Origin of the sequence: Mycolicibacterium frederiksbergense (assembly GCF_012223425.1) — a bacterium.
In the GTDB taxonomy this organism is placed as follows: domain Bacteria; phylum Actinomycetota; class Actinomycetes; order Mycobacteriales; family Mycobacteriaceae; genus Mycobacterium; species Mycobacterium frederiksbergense.
On the sequence record NZ_CP038798.1, the window covers coordinates 142,605 to 159,119 of the forward strand.

A 16,515-nucleotide genomic window follows, 5' to 3' on the forward strand; every position below is an offset into this window, starting at 1 on the left:
TTGTTAGCTGTGGGCTGTCGCCCACGCGCTGTTCTCTAGGAGACTTTGGCCAACGGTTCATCTCGCAGAACTTGTGCGCTCGCGTCGATGATCTTGCCGACCGTGTGGTGGCGTAGAGCCAGACGGCGACCGATATCCCGATTCGGCAGGTTGTGCTCGTAGCTCATCCGCAGAACCTCTGAGACCTGTGCGGGCTCAATGTCTTTGACGGTGATGATGCCCAGCACTTTGTCCGCGAGGTCTGTGTAGGGCAACGCCGCGGACCCGGTGTCGGTGCGGTCGTGGCCCGCTGCGACGGTCGGGGTGGGGGCCTCGTCGCGAGTAGGCAGGTCCGGTCCGGTGGTCGCCGTGTGCGACGACGCGGGCACGGACACCTCCTGCGGGTGCACCGCGTGCTGAGGTGTGACGATGACGCGTTGATCAGCAATCCTCCGGGGGCGGCTCCTGCCCAGGAGGATCGTGAGGCCGTGGATGCTGAGTACGGCCGCGATCGGGGCGACAGCCCCGACGACGGCGCGCAGTGTCCAGTGCAGTTCTTGGTCAGGCGGTAGGACCGCATGTAGGTCGTTTCCGCCGATGCTGACCAGTAGCCCGCCGATGAGAACGGCCCAGAAGAACCGTCGTGCGCTGGGATCGGACCTGCAGACCACGGCGCCGAGGGTCGCCAGGATGATGGCTCCGTCCACCGAGCACGGCCACAGCCAGGCGTTCTCGGGCGGGACGTGGGACCGTACCGCGATGTCGGCCAACGTCGTAAAGCTCAAGCGGATACTGGCCGCGCCGATCGACACGGCGAGTACCACGGCGGCCGCCCGAATGGCTAGCTCCTCCCACGGGTGCCGCTGGATGGTCTCTTCCATCGCGATCTTGTCCTCTCGCAGAATCGTGGGTGGTGGCGTCGGTGGGGCTGGCGCTGCCGTGGGTCGGCTTAGCACGCCACCCTTTCTGTGGTGCTGGCGTCGGGTTCCTCATCGGGACGCTCATCGGCGTGGTCGTCGTCGTCGAGGATGACCGCATCGACGGCTGAGGCGGTCAGACCGGGCGGTTCGACAAGCGTCCAGCACACCCGTTTGCGGCCGTCTCGGATTGTCCTGCGGAGGAGGCCGTGGCCTTCCAGGCTGCGTAGGTGCCGGTAGACACCGGTGTAGCCGTGGGTCGTGCGGCGGTACGCGACGAGGTGCCAGTCAACGTGGCATTCAACGATCCTGATTCCCGGACCGAGCCGCTTGAGGTGACACAGCTGCGCGCAAGGAACGTGGCTTCGTTCAACCTTCCAGGGCATCCGTTGTGCCAGTTCGGCTGTGGACAACGGGATGGAACTGCGACGAAGTTCTTCCAGCAGGGTTTCGCGCAGCGAGATGGTGTCGGCTGTGGTCACCGCCGCCGCCCTCTCCGCGCCATCACCGTCACCCCGCCGGGCTCAGCTGACCGCGGGTCGCGGCCGGGGCGACGCCGGCGCTCATAGAGCGCCGACCGGAGGGGGATCAATTGCGCCAATCCCTCGGCGACACGTCCCTGCCGTCCCCCAATCTTGCGGAGGAAAGACCCTGTGCCCGGAACATCGTCGGGCACCAGTGCCGCCAGCGCGACGGTCAGCGCTTGCAGTTCATAGCGCGGCATCTCCTGAAATCGGCGCCAGACGGCCACCGGGGACGACTCTCCGTGCACGTCCTCAACCACCGCCATCGCGTGGGCGAACACTTTCTCGCACTGTGCGATTCGGTAGTCCCTGCTGGAGAACGACACCGGAAGCGCGGCGACGTTGAGCAGATACCGAATCTCGGCGGCAGGAGCCGAGTCGATCTCATCGAGCAGCAGGGCCGCCCGGATGACTGCCCGGTCGGTCCAGCGGTCCTGTGCGCTATTGGACCGCGCAGCGGTCCAACCGTCCCGGGCGAATTCGTCGGGGAACGCGCGCAGCAGCCGGTTCACGGTACTGGCGCCGACGTCGAAGAAGGCGGCGACGTCGGCGATCGACGGCGCTCCGGCCAGGAACGACACCTGCCCTTCGCGAAGCTCGTCGAGGACGTCAACCCGGGCCACCAGCTTGTCTCGCCGTTCACTCTCGCGCTTCTGAGCTTTCTGCTCCGCCTTGGCCCGCAGCACTTGCGCTTCGCGCTCTTGTGCTTCGCGGTCGGCGTTGTCGCGGTCGTAGAGGTCGTGATCGAGCAGGGCAGTCATCGCTAGTGCCCTCCTTTCTTGGTGGTGGGGGTGAGCAGGCTTCGTCGGACCAGAACTGACCAGGACGTGGGTCGCAAGCCGATGAAGCCGCGGCCCCAGGTGGGGTTGGCGAGTCTCTGCGGATGAGTGAAAACCCAGTGGTAGACGGGGATTTCAGCGCGGACCTTGGGTTGGCCCCACGGTCGGCAGCATCCGCGTGAACGGTGCACGTCGGTCAGGACCGCCGCGCCCAGCCACCCTTGCTGGCGGGTGTGCCACCGTGCGTCCATGCCGGCGCGGCTGGCTGCGGCGACCCCGGCGTCGTCGATGCGGGTGCCGCCGTAGATCAGCACTGGTCCGCGGTAGTCGGTGGACCACGTTCGGTTCTCGATCGTCTTGCCGCTCAGTGTTTCTGGAACCAGCAGCAGTGAGGCCCACGGCCGTCGCAGGGTGAGGCCCATTGCGCGTCCGGTCGCCGCGTACAGCGAATCTGGCGGGTTGGCCAGGTCCAGCAGAACGTCGCGATGACACCCGACATCACCCAGCGCGCAGGTGCAGGACAGGTCCTGCCCACGTAGGGCGGCGACGGCGGCGAGTTGGTCAGGTTGGCCAGCGAGGGTGGCCGCATAGCGCACCGTCAACCCGAGGCGCTGATCGTCGCTCATCGCCGGGTCCTCATGCGGGTTGGCGAACATCGTTCCGGCCGCGACCGACACCGTCCCGCGCGGCGCGGGCATGCCCGCGCGATGCACGCGCGGTTGCGGATCGCCCGCGGCGGGTGTCCAGAGTTCGGTGTGCTGGTCAGAGACGGCCAGTGTCATGGTGGGAGTCCTCCTCGTAATGGGACAAGACGGGCGTGGTGTGCGTTGCTACGGGTTGGGCGTGGAGCGCCCAGGCGGTGGTGGTCGGTGACCGCCGTCTGGATCCGTCCTCGAGGTTCGCGTCGTCGGTGCGTTGTCGTGCCCACTGCGGTCGCGGTACGGGTACGCGCTGGCGGTGTCGTCCCGCGGTGGGGGCGCCCCACCCTGTGATCGGCCGGGGGCGTTCTGACCACCCGTGTCGTGGTGGTGGCTGCGGGAACCGCCGTTGTGGTGGGCCAGTGATGCGGCGGCCGCCACGGGGATCGCGACCTCGGGGGCCACGACCTCGGCAGCGCCGCGCCCGGCGGCCCGTCCCGCGGCGGTACGCCCGGCTGCCTCACCTCCGCTGGATGCGCCCGTGGTGGACCGACCAGCTGGGCCGAGGCCGCCGCCGCCGCTTCCCGGACCGCCCCCGGGGCGCGACGTGGTTGGGGCGGTGCCGAAGCGCGAGTCCGGACCGTGGCGTCCGGGCCCGGTGGTCGGCGGATGTGCTTTGCGGCCTGGAGGCTGCGCGCCGGGGCCGCCGTGCTCCCCTTGCCCCTGTCCCGATGCGGACTGCTTGCGGTCCTTGAGCCGCCCGCGCCAGGTGTTGACGACCCGTCCGCTGTACTCGACCTCGTTGACGGTTCGGGCGGTTCCGGTGACGGCGCGGTATCCGCCACGGGCCGCCCGAACGGGGCCGGGGATGCCGTGGTCGCCGAATGCCCGCAGCAATGCGAAGCGGAAGGCCAGCGAGCCCACGACCGCCAGGAGCACCATCACCAGCACCTTGGCCAGCGGCGAGGTCATTCCGATGGTGCCGGGCAGCGTTCCGCGGGTGACGCTGGCCATGACCAGCACCAGGATGCCCAGCCCGGCGGTAGCGGCCATCATCTCAAAGCCGTGCAAGAGCATCCGCCCGGCGGCTTTCTTCGCGAATTGTCTCGGCGGACCGGGGAATGCGGCGATGGCCACGGCCGGGACGACGATGAACAGATTCCAGAAGGCCTTGAAACCAACCCGGAACGCTTCGATCCCCATGTAGTCCAGCGCCCAAAGAATGACTAGCACAAGGCAATTGATGACGAAGAAAAGCCCGGCGGTGGTGGCGTCGAGGTGCAGGGCATGGGCGTAGGCGCTCGGTGCGCACGCCTTCACGGCTTGAGCGGCGCCGATGCCGCGGAGGAGGGCGTCGTTGTAGGTGCCCGCGCACCCGGGGATGTCGTCGATGAGTTGGCCGAAATTGACCAGTTGCACCATGTCGCGGACCAGCACGTCGACCATCCAGGAGGTCAGGGTGTCCAGTTGGTTGCTGGTGCCCCCGGCGGCGACAGGCCCGTTGTGGACGACGCCTTGGGCCAGGGAGAAGCCCAGTGACCGACCGATGCCGAGCAGGCCGTTGTCGCTGATCAGTTCGCCGGCGGGGTCTTGGAGCAGCAGCCAGAACAGCAGCATGGCGACGAACGCGCCCAAGATGATGCCGATTCCCGTGCTGAAACCGGTGGTGAGGCAGAGGATCCCACCGGCCACGATGGAGATCAGAAGGCCACCCTCGAAGAGGTGCATTCGCTCGACCATCGCCTTCAAGGTGTCGACGATCGGTGCGGCGATCGCACCGAGCCAGGCCAGCCACAGCACCCCGAGTGCGAACTTGATCAGCCAGATGCCGACCGAGCACACGCAGATCAGAAACGCTGTCTCCCAGGCGAGCAACATGTTGAGCTGGGCGTAGGTCAGCGACGTGTTCAGCGAGGACATGATGGCTGGCGCCCAAGTGGTCGGGTCGACGCCGAACTCCGGCCCGTTGACGCCGATCATCTCCATCAGCGGTGGAACCGACACGAAGTGCTGGCCGATGGGAACGCCGTAGCTGTCGTGCAGGCCGGTGAACGACCAGGCGGCGCCCAGGGTGTCGGCGGTGGCCGTAGGGGCGGTCGCCACCGCCAGAAGGGAACCGCCCCAGATGGCTTGCACCATGAACCAGACGCGGCGGACCCGGGGCCGTGTGTAGAGCCAGGCGGCCAACAGTTCACTCATGCTGCCCACTCCTGCCCCTGGACTTCCATGTCGCGGGTGTCGAAGGCCGCCATCAGGTTTGGCTGAACCGGTGGCAGCATGTCCACCAGCCCGACCCGTCCGAGATCATCGAAGAGATAGGCCAGCCCGCGACCGGGCTGCACTTGCGTGTGCAGCACTTGGGGGTATTCGTCGGGGTCGATGCCCAGCCGCTTGAACGTCGACTTCGCGTAGTCGAGGTCGGTCGGCTTGAACGGCGTGACCACCCGCATCGGCAGGTTCTGGATGCCGATTCCGTCGAAATGTTCGAGGTACTGGGAGATTCCGAGCAGGCCGTAGCGTTCCTTGCGGCCCTGATTGCCCATCCGCTCGGCGTCCTTGCGGCCGACCGGAGACGCGAAGTACTCGCGGGCTTCCTCGGTCACCAGGAACCCGAACGCGCCCGGTCGACGAGATGGCCCGGTGTAGGACAGCCGCGTCAAGGAGGCGATCATGCCGTAGATCGCCAAGCCTGCACGTGCGCGCGGCGACTGGCGCTTGTAGAGGTGGACCTCGTCGGTCTCGGAGGTCGTCGGCAACTCCTGACCGGCCATCTGCCAGATCACCGCGTCCTTCTCCGCGATCGGCGGCACCGGCAGCGATTCGTCGAACATCGCACGCAGGTAATCCTTTTCGGAGAAATAGATCAGACTGTCGGCCAGCTCCTCGTACTCGGCATAGGCCAACCGGTCCAGGCTCTTGAAGTATCGGACCAACCCACCGAGGGACTCAGCCACCCGGTCATCCGGGCGAAGGAGCCGCCCTAGTTGACGAGCAGGCGCCGACACGGCGTCCATGCCCATCATCGGCAACAGGTGATCGAGGGTGTGCTCGACAGCGTGTTCGCGGGGGAAGATCCGCAGGCCGTCCAGCGACCAGCAGCTGGTGTAGGGGTTGATGGTCATGACGCGGTCGCCGTGGTGCGCCAGCGCCGGAATCCACTCCCCCAGCGTGCCGGGGTCGATGATGGACACTTGATGGCCACGCTTGATCAGCCCGTCGGTGACGCGCTTGCAGGACAGCGACTTTCCGCCGCCAGGTGGGCCGATCCACAACATGCCTGGGGCGCCGCGGCGTTCCTTGAAGCCTTCGAAGTCCAGCAGGACCGGGCGTGGCCGTTTGGTGGCCAGGTTGTCCGCGAACAGGATGCCGTTGTCGTGGCCGAGCGGGGAGCCGACCAGCGGTGCGTACCGGGCCCACTGCTCAGTGGTGGTCGGCTGCTTGAACTGGCTCCGTGGAGCGTTGCCTTCACTTCCTGGCTGTCCGAGTTGCCATAGTGAGGCCTGCGCGCCGTGACGCGCGGACAACACGGTGCCCAGTTCCTCGGCGAAGTGAGTCTTGAGCTGCTGTACGGCGTCGCTGAGGTCGGCGGCAGTGGCGGCGCCGACGGCCAGCACGGTCGTCGCATGCACGCCGCGCTCGAGTTGGCTGGAGTTGAGTTCGTTCTCGTACTCCTCGCCGGCGGCGTAACGCCGCGCCAGGTCCATGTCGCGCGTGCCCGACATCTGGAAGGACTGGTCATCGAGGTTGCGCTGTGCGCGGTCCACGGTGCTCAGTTCCTGCTCGCGGGTGGTGATGCTGACGTGCTGGTACCAGTCGACGTCGGCGCTGATGTCGACGTCGTAGGCCGCTTGCAGGATCTCCGCACCCGGGAAGCGCAGGCCGCCGCGGGGCAGCTCGGCGACGGCGAGCATGCTCTGGTGGCTCTCTCCGGATGGTCCGCGCAGCACCAGCAGCGGGGCGAAGGACGGGAACACCCGCCGCCACCAGGAGCGGTGCTGCTTGCGCCGTTGTTGGTCGCCTTCGTCGAATTCGACCGGCGTCATCCACTCAAAGTCTTTGCTGGACAGGCGGCGTGGCCCGCCAGGATCGTGCGGAAACGGCCGGTTGAGTGCGCCCAGCGTCCAGCGTCGTTCGTAGAGCCACATGATCTGCTGCGGGGTGGCCGGGCGCGGGGCGAAGCCCGCCGGGATCTTCTGCTGAATTTGCGCGACGACATCGCGCAACGCTTCGAGGCTGTCCGGGGCATCTTCGTCACGTCCGATGACCGTGCTGGCGAGTTTGGCCACGGACCCGGCCGCCGATCGGCCCGCCATCCCGGCGTCTACGGGAACCCGTACACCGAACACTTGCTCATAGAAGGGGGTTTCGGCGAGGAAGCCCTCCCACTCGCGCACCTCGCGGATCCACCGCGGCTGATTTTCGCGGCCGGCGAGCATGCGCTGCTGCAACCGCCTCGGGTCGATTCGCGGTGACATTCCCCAGAACGTGATCCCCGACGGCAGCTGGCGGACCAACGGCCGGTGGTCGGCGGCAATGGCGCGCCGCGCGGCGAATCGCTGCATGCCGCTGGGCTGCTCAGCAAGGATGAAGTCGGCGTAGACGCCGCCCTTGGTGAACACCAGGTTGTCGATGACGGCTTTGGGGGGTGACTTCCAGGGGTCGCGCTTGCCCGACACCGCGGCGCGGGACTGGGTGCCGATGAAGCAGTTCAACGCCCACAACATGCGGTACCGGGGTGAGGGACGCGAGATGGGGATCTGGCGGGCCGCGTAGGTCGCGAAGGCGGTGAACATCAACCCGAAGACGCAGATCCAGCGGGCGTAGCCGTCGTCGAACCAGATGTACATTCCGCCGCCGGTGAGGGTCAGGCCAACGAGGAATGCGGCACCGTCCCATGGGCCCCACGGTCCGAGCCACAGCCTGGTGTGTTCGTCCAGGTACCCCAACCGTTTCGGGAAGTTCAGCACGTCGGCGAACGACTTCGCCGTCTGGTGCTCCCGGTCTTCTGCCATCTTCGTGTGCCCTTCTACAGGTGTGCGGAGGTGCGGCTGGAGGGTCTACTGGCCGTATTCGCCGTTGAGAACGCCGTTGCCATGCCGGTTGACGGTCTCCTGGAACGACACGGCCAGCCCGACCCCTCCCAATGCGAGGGCAGCCAGCGCGATGCCGCCGATCATCTTCCCGGCCGCGGCGCCAAACCCCTTGTGAATGCTGACGATTGCACCAACGATGCCGGCAATGATCAGGCAGATGGCCAGTGGAAACCGCATGTCGTTCCACATGCTCGGGATTGCGGTGAGGAGGTCGCCAGCGGCGAGTGTGGTGGTGATCATGGTGGTGAGCTTCTTTCTCTCAGAGGGGTTGGTGCACGGGTCAATTCGCCGGTGGTGCACTCATCGGTGCCACCGGAGTGATGTTGTCCTCACTGGAGAGCACGGGGGCGCGGTCGATCCCGGCCACCGACCAGTGCCCGCCCACGCCTCGCAACGTCAACGGATATGTCATGGCGACGTTGGCGTACTGCGAGGTCAGTGCGGTCACTTGGGCCAGCACCCGGACGGTTTGACCGTCGGCCGGTTGGGCGGGCACCGGACCGGTAGCGGCCACTGAGGTGACCAGCGGCAACGGGTTACCCTTGTCGTCCTTGCGCGCCAGGTAGGGTGCGCCGATGCCGGCCAGCAGAGAATCGGTGGTCACGTACCGGGCGACGTCCCCGGTGCCGGTGAGATACGCGGTGATGAACCCGGACACCACCTCATAGGCGCTGTCCGTCCTGCCCAGCGTGCTCGGATAGGCCACCCGAAGATCAGCACCCGGCCCGGGTCCGCTGACCTGAAACGGCAAGCCGGTCGCCCGCGGCCCAAAGCGCGACCACAGCACCGGCACCCGGTACAGATAACGGGTGGGCGAGGCTGATTCATAGGGCCGCTCGTTGACCCCCACCACGACCGAAAAGACCTCGGCCTCACTGTCTTTACCGGCAGTTCCCTCATAGGTCACGGCCACCACCGAGGGTGACCCCAGGACGACGGCCGGAGTGGTGGGCAGGTTCAAGTCAGGGGTGTTCAGCGAGACGAACTGATTCAGTGAGCCCGCGGTGGCCGCGGTGGAGGTGAGCCAGGTCGTCACGTAATCCTCGGCAAATGAGGACACCACCGCGGACTTGTTGACCACCGACCGGGCTGGGGTGACGACGTCGGTGGGCTCGCCAAGCACGAAGTCCCACACGGTATGTAGACCACTGAGGGCAGCCAGCACGATCAGCGCGATGGTCCCGTAGCGCCGCACAGCCGAAGTCGTCGTCGATGCGCGACCGGTCCATGTTCGATTCAGTTTCATCGCTGGACCGCCACGTCCGTGCCGAGGATGGCCTCACGCATCACCAGTGCGACACTGTCGCGTTGGCGGTGCTCCATGTTCATGGTGTGGAAGAACGACGAGTTCACCGTGGGTGCCGTCGTCGAGGCGACGGCGTGTGCGGCCTCCCGCCAGGCGTCGTCGGAGTCGGCCGACGCCAGGCCGGTGACGATGTGCTCCAGCCATTCCCGAGAGGTCCCGTTCTCGGGCTGCGACGCGGCGTACGCCAGTGCGGCCAACGGCAGTACCGCACAGGACCGCCACATCAGCGACGGGCCATCGCTCGACCCCGCGGCGCTGCGAAGGCCGACGTAGTCGCCGCGTCCTGGTGGCCGCGCGCTGAGACCCAAGGCGTCCTCGGCGAAGTGGAATGCCTGCGCCATCGAGTCCACCGGGACGGTCACCGGCGTACTCGATCCGCGGCGCCGCAGCAGCAGCGCCCGCACATCCCAGATGAGCACACCAAATATCAGGCCCAGCATCAGATTCCACGGCCAGCTGAACCACGTGGCCGCGCTGGTGAACATGACCTGTGGACTTGCGGTGAGGAGAAGGCACATCGCCGCAGCGGGGGTGATGACGTGCAGGAGTTGGCTGACCTGACGTCGCCGAACATCGGCGTCCAACCGACTGCCAAAATCGTTGAGGTATCCGTACGACATGTCGCTCATGGGTCTCACACCGCCTCGTGTCCGATGATTTTCAATGCGCTGATGGCGAAGGTTGCGTCGACCGGGTCGGAACCATCGCCGCCGCTGGCGCCGGGCACCGGATCCAGCAGGACCGGCGGCGGTGCGGCGACGGTGGGAGCCGAGTCGCCGAACACACTGGTCAACCCGCCACCACCGGCCGGTGTCGGCGGTGTCGCGACGGGATCAGCCGGGGGGCGTGAGGTGTAGCGGATCAGCATCTGAATGCGTGAGGCGAGAACGCGTTTGATCGGTTGCACCGCTTCGCCGTGGACGTTCTGGGTGTTCTGCATCAACGGTGGGATGCTCGGATCGTCAGGAAAGGTCCACTGCACGATGGTCACCACCCGGTGTTGCGACCACTGGGACACCCCACTGGCGTCTTGCCCCACCCATCCGGGCGTCAACGAGAAGGCCGTCAGGACGTAGGTCCGCCCCAGGTCGATGGTGATGACCTGGCCGTCACCGCCACCGCGCACGCACACGAACGCGTTGTGGGGATCCATCCCCGACATCGTCTGCGCCGGCGTCGACCCTTCGGCACAGCTGTTCTGCGCATCCGCGGTGTAAGGCAACGGACGGTCAACACCCGGACCGGCTGCCGGTGCAGGCGACGACGGTGCCGTCGCGACCGCTACCGCCTGCGGCTCGCTCAACGACCCGCCAGGGCTCGTAGGGGCAGGCGCGTCATCGGAGTAGAACGCCACGGCACAGACCAGCGCGGCGACTACTGCCGCGGCCACCACGCCGCCGAACCCCCACAGCAGCTTGTGGTCGAACCGGGCAGGAGTCTCGTCGACCTCAGCCTCGTCGACCTCGGGATCGAGATTCATCGGGCCGGTTGCGGGCTCACCGTCGTCGGCCAGCAGCGCGGCGACGTCGACCTCGCCGATTTCGTCTGGCTCGACCTCGGTGCCGTATGCCTCGCCGCCGGACTGGTGCAGGTTGCGGACCCACTCCTCATCGGAAACCACGCCATCGGCATTCATCGCAGTACCCCGTGCGAGGTCACCCGCGACGCGATTCCACTTGGGCGGCGGCGCTGCACCGGCGCGGTTCCGGGCACAACCGCGGGATGGGTCTGAACGGCGGGGGACGGACCAACCCACACGCCCGGCCAGCACCCCGCCGAGGACGCCACCTGGTGAACACCCATCGCCGAAGCGCGGGTGTTCGCGTCCTGCTTGTTTCCCGCCTGCGCCGGTGCGCCGAAAGGCGGCCTCGCGATCGGCGCCGGACGGCCGCCGCAGCAACCGGCAACCAGGCACAGTATCGACACAAAGAGCGCGGTGAGCAGCAGCGATATGCCGCCCAATGCGAGCTGAGCCATGGTGTGGGCCTCTCCCCTCAACTGACTGGCGACGTTTTGTGCACCAGCGGCCACGTTCGGCCTATGATTGCCGAGTCTGTCAGATAAAAGCACAATCAACAACAGGTGAACACACAATGGGCCACGTAATGCCTGATCGGTACGACGACCTTCGTCGCGAATGGATCTCCGAGCACGCCGGCATCTGGAACGTTCAGAAGCGCCGCGCCGAGCTGCTCAACCGACAGATCCGCAAGCGCATCCGCACGGCAGCGGGCGCGCGACCAAGCCCCTACGACGACAACGTGATGCACCCGCACTGGGCCCGTCGCGGGTCGACGGTGGAGATCATCATCGAGCGCATCGTCATCGGACTGTGCGCCGTGCTCGCCCCCCTCGGCTGGCTCGCCGGCCGGGTGCTCTACGAGTACGCCGTGCGGTTCATTCCTGAGCGCCTGCGGGCGTACCCGGTTCCGGCATTGCTGTTCAGCGCGTTCGGAATTGGAACCCTCACCGCATTGCTCTACAGCCCTGACGGCTCACTCGCGGGAACGGTGATCGCGCCCTACGTGCTGGCCCAGATCCCGGCAACATTCGCGGCCGCCGGCATCTACGGAATCCTCAACGGCTGGTTGGCCGTTGACGGTTCGGCTAGCTGGTGGCCATTGACCCCACCCCCACTACCGGTGGACCTCACCCTGCCTCTAGGCCCCGACGACCTCACCGCACCGTCGGTATTCGAGACGTTCGAACCCTCAGAAGTGGTCGACATGACCCCGACGAGCCAGATTTCGCAGTCCCAACAGGCCCTGCACCTCGTGCGCATCGGTGTGGCGCTCTGTCTGATAGGTACTGCCTGGATGACCGGTGCTGTGGCAGTGGGCATTCGCGACGCGGTCCTCGACGTCGTCACCGCTCCTGTGCCGACGACCTACTACCCCTGAAACACAACAGGTTTCATGGGGCACAATGACCTAGTCGTCGTCAGGACCAGTCGGAGATACCGTTGACGAGCCAGCTGTCGACTCGTGGCCAGAAGTCGGGTAGTCGATCCATGGAACCCTCGTACCAGTCCCAGCCAGCCGTGCTGTCCGGATCGTCGGTGAGGTTGGCGCATACGCGACTGGAGGCAGCGTCGTTGAACATCAGCACGACGCGGCTGAGATCCGGGTAGTCGACGTCGGAGTCGAACTGAGGGTCGCGACCGTCGATGGTCATCGGCCATCGTGGATCGTCATAGGTGCTGACCAACTCCATGTCGGCGAACGCCATCATCCCACCGTTCAACCATGAGTCGGTCTCGTCGTGTAGCTGCGTGTGGAAGGCGCGGAGCGCGGTGGGTAGCCGCGTGATGTATTCGACAGATGCTGGTTCGGGTTGTGGTGCTGTGCATGTCAGATATGAGTAGGGCTTGCCACCAAAGGTGCCCGAGAGGGCGTAGACCAGAACAAGTTCGTCGCCGCGACGCCCGAGGTACAACGCAAATGTTGCCTCGCGGAGCCGCTGCGTGGTCAGTGGCAAACGCCCTGGGGCAACGCGTTCCCACTGGTCGACCATGTGTCGAACGGCTTGTGCCGCGGGCAGTGTCAATGCCGTCAGCCAGACATGCGGGACTCTGGCGGTTTCCTCTGGCGTCAGAGCATCCGGTGACGTGAACTCGACTGGGCGGTGCCACGTGCTGCGCAGAGATTCGACGAGCTCGGCGGGAGGAGGGACCTGTTCCATCACAACATTGTCCGCCAGGGCCCCGGCACGTCAGAACGACGGCGAGGGCAAGTCCGGCATGTCCTCGTCGGTACGCCAGTTCCACACCGGCAGACCGGCTATCGAGATATCGCCATCGGCTTCGCCAGTAGGGCGGTCGATGAAGGCAGCGATCGCAGGAGTGGTGTCCGTAAAGATGAGAGATGCCAACGCCGTGTTACTACCGTTGTACGACAGCACTTTCCGAAACGGGCGTTCCTCGGCGATGACGGTGTCCAGCAGGGCGCGGTCGGCGTCGCCGGTGAACGGTAGCCAGTTACGATCGGTTGTCATCAGGGAAATCTGCTCGACGTTGGCATATCCAGCCCTGGACACCGAGAAGGTTGAGATTGCCACCAGACGCACGTCCCCAGCTTCGGCCATCTGCCAGAGCTCAAGTTCGATCGCGAACCGCTTGGCGAGCTTGCGGTAGAGGTCCTCGTCGAGGAACCAGGGGTGCCCCGGCTGGTGGCGCACTTGCAACTTGAAACCATGGCTGGCTGGTTCGATCGCCTTGATCTCCCCTACCCCAATCAACAGCTTGGTGGCCTTGCCTGGCTCACGTCGCGCCGCGGACCAGGCCTTGATCCGCCGCTGCTCGATCTCGGCCTTGTGGTCAGCTGAGAAGGGTTCGGGGACATAGAAACACGGGGCCAGTGGGTTCTTGCGGACGAGTTTGCCGTCCACCGCTGCCCGCAGGCGGCGGTGCACGACTGCCCAGGATCGGTGTCCGGCGAACCCCGGATGCCAGCTGGTCAGTTCCGCCTCGTCCCATAGGTAGTGCAGCACCGCTCGCAGCGACAGCTTGTTGCCGTCCGATTGAACCGTGTCCGACGGAGATCCTGAGGGTTCGGGAGCGGCCCTGTTGCCGGCCTTCGACAGCGAGAAGCCCAGGCGTAGGGCCGTTGTTCCGTCAGCAGGGTTGTCGACGATGGACTGTTCGGCCACGGCGCCGTAGCCGGAGAGTTCGCCCGGAGGCAGCCAGGATCGACACCGATGGTCGTGGTCGGCGGCGGTCCCGGGCATCCGTTTGACGATGAGATCGGCTCCAGCGGAGGCGATGTACATCTCCACCCCCGGCGACTGGCAGAGGCACAGCGGGCGCACTCGCGCAGCCTTGGCCCGGCCGAGTACTTCTTGGGCGGCCGGTTCGTGTACGTCGTCCACGATGTCGCCAGCGACTTCAAACGGTGTCGTCATAGTCCCTCGCTTATGGTCAAGTGCCGAGCAGGCGCCGGCGCCAGCTGGTGCGTGTCGAATCTGGCAGGGTTGGTGGGCTTGCCTGGGTCAGCTGCGGGTAGCCGGCGCGGGCCACCATTGCCCGGCTGGCCTGGTCGTAGTAGGCCTTGAAGCGTGTCCAGTCCGGGATCTCGACGCAGTGCCCGAGTCCTCCGCGAAGGAGAAGGCGTGCATGTTCACGGTCAGGCGGCAGCAGCTCCTGCCATCGCAGGACGGGTCCGAAATCGGAGCTGAGCGACTTGTGTCCGTCGGCCTGCCCATAGCTTTCGGTGCGCCGGAACGTCAGGCCTGACCAGTCCTCGGCTGGCGCGAGCAACGACTCTTCGTGCGCGCCGTACATGATGATGTTCGCCGGGAAGATCGCACGAAGCTCTTGAGCGTAGGTCTGCCCGTAGACGGTGTCGTTCTGCTCTGAGGCTTGGACGACGGCGAGCAGGTTGATTCCCAGACCGCGGCCCTCCCCGACGATGCGGCGAAGGCCGGGAAGGGGTGCGGTGTTGGGCAATTCGTCGATCGCCAGGAGCAGGCGATGCATCTGTTCGCACCGCGACGTCTTCGCACGCCAGCGCCGAATCAGTGAGTCGATCAAGGTCACCGCAGCCCCGGCCACCGTGCCGTCAGCCGGTGCGAGCACAAACAGAGTGGCGCTGGGATCATCGAGGAACGACGCGTCGAACACCCTGATGACATCGGCCCCGCCCGCCATCATCAACGAGGTCCGCAACCACGGGGTGATCGCCTTGCGCATCGTGATGGCCACCGAGTCGCGCTGCCGCGGTTCCATTCCCAAAATTCTGGTCATGCCGATCGCCAACACCTCATAGGCGCTGCACAAGGCGGCTGCCTGGACCCAACTTGGTTGGCGCGCTGCCTCTTCGGTCACTTCGAGATTGTCGACTGCTTTGAGTACCCACTCCATCCCCATCCCGTTGCCACGGGGGGACGCCGCATACAGGAACGCCGCCAGTGGACCGGCGGCTTGGGACTCCCACACCCCACCGTCAGACACTTGATCGGCGCCAGAGCCCATCCCGACGGTGGCCATCTGCATGATGGTCTCGGCTACGGTCAAGGCCTCGTACGGGGTCTCGATGGTGGTGGTGGGGTCGTACGCCATCGGCTCGACACCGAGCGGGTAGACCGGATCGGCGATCGGTCGAAAGTCGATCAGCGCCATGGGGCCGAAACGGCGTTCCATGGTCAGCTGCATGACGTCGTCCTTGGACGACACCTGCACGACCGGACCGCCCCACAACGCACTCGCCGGAGCCAACAACCGGCGTGACTTACCGGATTCTGTGGGTGCGGTGATCAGACAATGCGGCGCGGTGCGCGGAACGAACAGCCGCTCACGGCCTTTCACCACACGACGCATGAAACCGCAGTACGGCGTCTCTGGCGGTACGAAGCTCATGGCTGGTCCTTCCATGTGTGCCGATGGCTCGGCGTGCAGGACACCTCGCGCGCTCGAGGAATCGGCAGCCGCTGTCGACGCGAGGTACTCACCGCAGATCCCCGAACATCGCCCACACCGTGGAAGGACCAGCAGCGTCGAGGCGTTCGTGCACGAGCATGGGGTGCCAGCACGCCCGGCACGTGCCGATCGACCAGTCGCCGTCGGAAAGGTGCGCGGCGACCATGTGCCGCGCACCCGGGCGGGCAGTACAGCCCGAAGGGTCGAGAAGCCTGACGGCTTCGGTGACGGTGGCTGGACCGGCCACCCACCCGGCAGCGACCCGCATCGCTGTGAGGGCCGCAGGAGCGTCGTCGCTGGCCAGCCATCGCCGCATCGCGAAGGGTTCGAAGACCGCAGGCCGCCGGAACATTCGGAACCGCGGCAGCTCGTCCACGGCGCCGACCACCTCGAGTTCGCCGCCAGATGTGGACACTGCGTCCAGCACCGCGTCGAGCAGGTTTCCCCAGTGCGGGAGGATTGGCCCGTCGGGTCTGGGATTCGGTCCGCTCGGTCGTGGCGGCAACCCGGTCCAGGGGTCAGAGGTGAGCAGCGTGTGAAACAGGGCGCCGCCCTCGTCTGCGACCACGTGGAACCCGTCGTCGACGAGGCGTGACCGAATGTGCGGCTCGATGATGAACGCCGCCAACGCTGACGGTGCGTCACGCCAGTCCCGGTCGTCGGTGTCGACCGGGTGCCAGCCCCACACACGGCCGCGGGCGTCGACCAGCGCCCACCCACTGGCGTCGCGGCGCGTGCGCCCGCTCGCACCGACGCCGGTCAGCGTGAGAAGTTCCTCGCCCGACAGCGGCACGGTGAAGCGGAAGACGGCTCGGTCTAAGTCGATTGGGGCGGTGAGCGCGGTCATTGGATGTCCTTTGAACTCTG

General features: G+C 66.4%; 15 protein-coding genes. 1 reads left to right on the top strand and 14 read right to left on the bottom strand.

What is annotated here, in order from left to right; genetic code table 11:
- Positions 1 to 35: 35 nt before the first annotated feature.
- The 10 genes from EXE63_RS02490 to EXE63_RS02535 form a co-directional block, all read right to left on the bottom strand.
- Positions 36 to 860: a DUF2637 domain-containing protein gene (locus EXE63_RS02490; protein ID WP_168140632.1), complete on the bottom strand. Its 825-nt coding sequence runs from the start codon at positions 858 to 860 to the stop codon at positions 36 to 38.
- Positions 861 to 928: 68 nt separating this feature from the next.
- Complete coding sequence (locus EXE63_RS02495) at positions 929 to 1,378, bottom strand: hypothetical protein (RefSeq protein ID WP_168140633.1); 450 nt, start codon at positions 1,376 to 1,378, stop codon at positions 929 to 931.
- Complete coding sequence (locus tag EXE63_RS02500; RefSeq protein ID WP_168140634.1) at positions 1,375 to 2,181, bottom strand: hypothetical protein; 807 nt, start codon at positions 2,179 to 2,181, stop codon at positions 1,375 to 1,377. The genes EXE63_RS02495 and EXE63_RS02500 overlap by 4 nt, the downstream gene beginning before the upstream one ends.
- A 2-nt stretch (positions 2,182 to 2,183) precedes the next feature.
- Positions 2,184 to 2,981, bottom strand: coding sequence for a DUF4326 domain-containing protein (locus EXE63_RS02505; protein WP_168140635.1), 798 nt, complete (start codon positions 2,979 to 2,981; stop codon positions 2,184 to 2,186).
- A gap of 48 nt (positions 2,982 to 3,029) precedes the next feature.
- Positions 3,030 to 5,036, bottom strand: a complete 2,007-nt coding sequence (locus EXE63_RS02510; RefSeq protein ID WP_168140636.1) for a hypothetical protein — start codon at positions 5,034 to 5,036, stop codon at positions 3,030 to 3,032.
- Entirely contained in the window at positions 5,033 to 7,849 is a 2,817-nt protein-coding gene (locus EXE63_RS02515) for an ATP-binding protein (protein ID WP_168140637.1), read from the bottom strand. The genes EXE63_RS02510 and EXE63_RS02515 overlap by 4 nt, the downstream gene beginning before the upstream one ends.
- A 45-nt stretch (positions 7,850 to 7,894) precedes the next feature.
- On the bottom strand, positions 7,895 to 8,170 hold the full coding sequence (locus EXE63_RS02520; protein WP_168140638.1) for a hypothetical protein: 276 nt from the start codon (positions 8,168 to 8,170) through the stop codon (positions 7,895 to 7,897).
- A gap of 40 nt (positions 8,171 to 8,210) precedes the next feature.
- Positions 8,211 to 9,176 (bottom strand): conjugal transfer protein, encoded by a 966-nt coding sequence (locus tag EXE63_RS02525; protein WP_168140639.1) that lies wholly within the window; start codon positions 9,174 to 9,176, stop codon positions 8,211 to 8,213.
- Complete coding sequence (locus EXE63_RS02530) at positions 9,173 to 9,865, bottom strand: hypothetical protein (RefSeq protein WP_168140640.1); 693 nt, start codon at positions 9,863 to 9,865, stop codon at positions 9,173 to 9,175. Before EXE63_RS02530 ends, EXE63_RS02525 begins: the two co-directional genes overlap by 4 nt.
- Positions 9,866 to 9,870: 5 nt before the next feature.
- Positions 9,871 to 10,872 carry a hypothetical protein gene (locus EXE63_RS02535; protein ID WP_168140641.1) on the bottom strand — a complete coding sequence of 334 codons (1,002 nt, stop codon included), beginning with the start codon at positions 10,870 to 10,872 and terminating at the stop codon, positions 9,871 to 9,873.
- Between the two features lie 469 nt (positions 10,873 to 11,341).
- Between EXE63_RS02535 and EXE63_RS02540 the strand changes: the two genes are divergently transcribed.
- Positions 11,342 to 12,136 carry a hypothetical protein gene (locus EXE63_RS02540; RefSeq protein ID WP_168140642.1) on the top strand — a complete coding sequence of 265 codons (795 nt, stop codon included), beginning with the start codon at positions 11,342 to 11,344 and terminating at the stop codon, positions 12,134 to 12,136.
- A 40-nt stretch (positions 12,137 to 12,176) separates the two neighbouring features.
- Here the strand turns inward: EXE63_RS02540 and EXE63_RS02545 are convergent, their stop codons facing one another.
- The 4 genes from EXE63_RS02545 to EXE63_RS02560 all read right to left on the bottom strand — a co-directional run bounded on the left by EXE63_RS02545 (position 12,177) and on the right by EXE63_RS02560 (position 16,495).
- Entirely contained in the window at positions 12,177 to 12,464 is a 288-nt protein-coding gene (locus EXE63_RS02545) for a hypothetical protein (protein ID WP_168140643.1), read from the bottom strand.
- A gap of 483 nt (positions 12,465 to 12,947) precedes the next feature.
- A complete protein-coding gene (locus EXE63_RS02550) occupies positions 12,948 to 14,135 on the bottom strand; it encodes a DUF1173 family protein (RefSeq protein WP_168140644.1) in 1,188 nt (395 codons plus the stop codon).
- 16 nt (positions 14,136 to 14,151) lie between these two features.
- Positions 14,152 to 15,588 carry a type IV secretory system conjugative DNA transfer family protein gene (locus EXE63_RS02555; protein ID WP_234904151.1) on the bottom strand — a complete coding sequence of 479 codons (1,437 nt, stop codon included), beginning with the start codon at positions 15,586 to 15,588 and terminating at the stop codon, positions 14,152 to 14,154.
- 88 nt (positions 15,589 to 15,676) lie between these two features.
- Positions 15,677 to 16,495: a hypothetical protein gene (locus EXE63_RS02560; protein ID WP_168140646.1), complete on the bottom strand. Its 819-nt coding sequence runs from the start codon at positions 16,493 to 16,495 to the stop codon at positions 15,677 to 15,679.
- Positions 16,496 to 16,515 lie beyond the last annotated feature (20 nt).

Bases quoted from the DNA above. Each gene is read 5' to 3' on its own strand.
- EXE63_RS02490 (WP_168140632.1), bottom strand. From the start codon at position 860: ATGGAAGAGACCATCCAGCGGCACCCGTGGGAGGAGCTAGCCATTCGG.
- EXE63_RS02500 (WP_168140634.1), bottom strand. From the start codon at position 2,181: ATGACTGCCCTGCTCGATCACGACCTCTACGACCGCGACAACGCCGAC.
- EXE63_RS02505 (WP_168140635.1), bottom strand. From the start codon at position 2,981: ATGACACTGGCCGTCTCTGACCAGCACACCGAACTCTGGACACCCGCC.
- EXE63_RS02510 (WP_168140636.1), bottom strand. From the start codon at position 5,036: ATGAGTGAACTGTTGGCCGCCTGGCTCTACACACGGCCCCGGGTCCGC.
- EXE63_RS02515 (WP_168140637.1), bottom strand. From the start codon at position 7,849: ATGGCAGAAGACCGGGAGCACCAGACGGCGAAGTCGTTCGCCGACGTG.
- EXE63_RS02520 (WP_168140638.1), bottom strand. From the start codon at position 8,170: ATGATCACCACCACACTCGCCGCTGGCGACCTCCTCACCGCAATCCCG.
- EXE63_RS02525 (WP_168140639.1), bottom strand. From the start codon at position 9,176: ATGAAACTGAATCGAACATGGACCGGTCGCGCATCGACGACGACTTCG.
- EXE63_RS02530 (WP_168140640.1), bottom strand. From the start codon at position 9,865: ATGAGCGACATGTCGTACGGATACCTCAACGATTTTGGCAGTCGGTTG.
- EXE63_RS02535 (WP_168140641.1), bottom strand. From the start codon at position 10,872: ATGAATGCCGATGGCGTGGTTTCCGATGAGGAGTGGGTCCGCAACCTG.
- EXE63_RS02540 (WP_168140642.1), top strand. From the start codon at position 11,342: ATGCCTGATCGGTACGACGACCTTCGTCGCGAATGGATCTCCGAGCAC.
- EXE63_RS02545 (WP_168140643.1), bottom strand. From the start codon at position 12,464: ATGGCGTTCGCCGACATGGAGTTGGTCAGCACCTATGACGATCCACGA.
- EXE63_RS02550 (WP_168140644.1), bottom strand. From the start codon at position 14,135: ATGACGACACCGTTTGAAGTCGCTGGCGACATCGTGGACGACGTACAC.
- EXE63_RS02555 (WP_234904151.1), bottom strand. From the start codon at position 15,588: ATGAGCTTCGTACCGCCAGAGACGCCGTACTGCGGTTTCATGCGTCGT.
- EXE63_RS02560 (WP_168140646.1), bottom strand. From the start codon at position 16,495: ATGACCGCGCTCACCGCCCCAATCGACTTAGACCGAGCCGTCTTCCGC.